2 protein-coding genes are annotated in these 2,751 nt (G+C 71.0%); both read right to left on the minus strand.

Going from position 1 to position 2,751, the window contains the following annotated elements; all coding sequences use genetic code 11:
- Positions 1 to 364: 364 nt before the first annotated feature.
- Entirely contained in the window at positions 365 to 1,777 is a 1,413-nt protein-coding gene (gene kynU, locus Q0916_RS05765; RefSeq protein WP_349254510.1) for a kynureninase, read from the minus strand.
- Positions 1,778 to 1,917: 140 nt separating this feature from the next.
- Positions 1,918 to 2,751, minus strand: an 834-nt coding sequence (locus Q0916_RS05770; RefSeq protein ID WP_299235574.1) for a class I tRNA ligase family protein, incomplete at its 5' end; no start/stop codon positions are given.

Here is a 2,751-nt window from a genome sequence, read left to right on the forward strand (position 1 = left end):
GATCGGCGGGATCGCCCTCCGTTGTGGCTCCGTCGGCGTCGAAAAGCCCCGGTCGGAGAGCGCCTCGCGGACGTCGCTCCCGAGGCGGGTGAACGCGTCCATTCCCGACGGTTCCGACATTACCGTAGATTGGGTTTTCGGCCGATTAAGCCCGTCGCTGTGCGAGTACGTATCGAACCGGTGTCGTTGACATGTGGTGGCTACCGCCGGCACGGTCGATCGTTTTCGATTGGTCGTTGTCCATGCGATACACATCGGCAACGCCCCGGCCGCTCGGTACGATGTAATTGCCGGCGTAGAGAGCAGCCACAAAGCCCCAGCCGCGACGATCCGATGTCTTTCTCACTACGTCGTTTCGGTCCTGCTACGTCACGCCGCCCTCGCTCACCGTGTACGCCTCGTGGGCCCCCGAGTCGAGGATCGCCTCGATCCGATCGACGACGGCGAGCACGTCGGCGAAGGCGGTGTATGGCGCGGCGGGACAGACGCGCACCACGTTCGGCGGCCGGAAGTCGACGACGACGCCCCGGTCGGAGAGGGCCTTGCTCAACCGCTCGCCCGCGGGGTGTTCGAGCGCGACGTGGCCGCCGCGGGCGTCGCGGTCGCGGGGCGTTCCGACGGCCACCTCGGGGAGCCGCGCGTCGACCGAGGCAATCAGGAAGTCGGTGAGCGCGAGCGACTTCGCCCGGATCCGGTCGATCCCGGCCTCCCGGAGCGTCTCGACGGCGCCCGCAAGGGGTGCGGCCGCGAACACCGGTGGGGTGCCGATCTGCCACGCGCCGGCCGAGTCGGCGGGGGTGTACGTCATGTTCATCTCGAACTGCGTCTCCTTCTCGTGGCCCCACCACCCCGCCAAGGCGGGCGTGAGCCCGTGGTGGCGCTCGGCGACGAACAGCGCGCCGATCGACCCCGGCCCGGCGTTGAGATACTTATACGTACACCAGACCGCGAAGTCGACGCCGGCGTCGTCGAACGCGTGCGGGACCGCCCCGACCGAGTGGGCCGCGTCGAACCCGGCGTACGCGCCGGCCGCGTGGGCCGCCTCGGCGATCCGCGCCACGTCGAACAGCTGGCCCGAGCGGTACAACGCGGTCGGCATGTACACGATCCCCACGTCATCGTGGGCGTCGAGCGCGGTCTCGACGTCTGCCGGGTCGATCGTCCGGCCGTCCCGGCTCTCCACGACCCGGAGCTTCTCGCCGGGGTCGATCCCGCGTTGCCGGAGCTGTGCGCGGATCGCGTAGTGGTCCGACGGGAAGTCCAACTCGTTGACGAGGACGGCGGGGGTGGTCCCCGTGTTCCAGTCACCGTCGGCGGCCGCATGTCCGTCCCGATCCGGGCCGTTACCCGCGCGCAGTTCGTCGAGGAACGTCCCGACGAGCGTATGGAGGTTCACCGTGATCGAGTTGCCGACGACGACCTCCGCGGGGTCGGCGCCGACGAGGGGCGCGAGCGACGCGCCGAGGCGTTCGGCGATCCCGAACCACGGCGGGTCGGCGTCCGTCCAGCCGTCGATCAGGAGTCCGCGCCACTCCTCGACGGCGCGGTCGAGGCTCGCGAGTGCCGCGTCGCTCGGCGGGCCGAGCGAGTTACCGTCCATATACAACCGGTCGTCGGGGACCGCAAAGCGGTCGGCGAACCCCGACAGCGGGTCGGCCGCGTCGAGGCGGGCGGCGACCCGAACCGGGTCCGATTCGAACTCCCCCCGGTCGAACGCCGCCCTCGCGGGCGCGTACGGGTCGTGATCCCCGTCGTCTTTTCCGTCGTCTCCGTCCATGACCAAGCGGACGTCGCCGTCGACTAACGCCTTTCGGGGCCCGGCGCCGGTTCCGAGGCGTCCGATCCGGCGCTGGTTCCGGGGCGGTCGATCCGGCATACCCGATCCACCCGGCCCGCCGCTCCTCCTCCCACCCGCCGCTACTCCTCGATGTCGATCGCGGGACGTCCCGGTTCCGCGTTCCCGGCGACGCCCGGGTCGGCGTCGGCCGCGCGCTCGACGACGACCGGCGCGTCGAACTCGCGCTCGATCAGCCAGGCGGCCGCCCGCAACGCCCCGTACTCGGCGTCGCCCGGGAGGGTCCGCGTCAACGCCTCGCGCTCCGCTTGGAGGGCTTGGCCGTACGACGCGGCGGCGTCGCCCCGCTCACGGATGTGGTCTTCGGCCATCAGTTCCGAGATCAGGTTGTCGGCGTCGCTTTCGATCGCGGTCTCTAACGCGTCGTACTTCCAGTCGGAGGCGACCACGACGTCGATCCGCTTCGGGTCGTCGATCCCGGCCACCTCGACGATGTCGCGGACGTCCTCGCGGGTGTTTTCGACCAGCCGGCGGCGACGCTCGACCGTGTCGCGGTCGACGGTCGCGGTCGGCCAGTCGGCCTCGACGACGAACCCGTCCCGGCCGAGCGTCTCCCATAGCTCCTCGGCGAGGTGTGGGACGACCGGCGCGAGCAGCCGAACGGCGACGTCCAATCCGCGTTCGTAGGTCGCCGGGTGCGGGTCGGCGTGCTCGCGGTAGCTCCGGAGGGTGCCGACGAGGTCCACCGCCTCCCGGAGCGCGACGTTGAACGTGAGGTCGTCGTACTCCGTGCCGGCGATGGCGACGGCGGCGTCGATCTCGTCGGCGACGTAGTCGTCGATCTCCGCGCGCTCGGCGTCGGCGTCCCGCCCATCGTCGGACGCGACGTCGCCCGCGGCGTACCCTTCGACGAGCCGCCGCAGTCGCGTCAGGAACCGGTAGGTGGACCTGACGCC

Origin of the sequence: Natronomonas sp., from assembly GCF_028274965.1 — an archaeon.
Classification (GTDB): domain Archaea; phylum Halobacteriota; class Halobacteria; order Halobacteriales; family Haloarculaceae; genus Natronomonas.

Coding starts and splice junctions, on each gene's coding strand:
- kynU (WP_349254510.1), bottom strand. CDS start 1,777: ATGGACGGAGACGACGGAAAAGACGACGGGGATCACGACCCGTACGCG.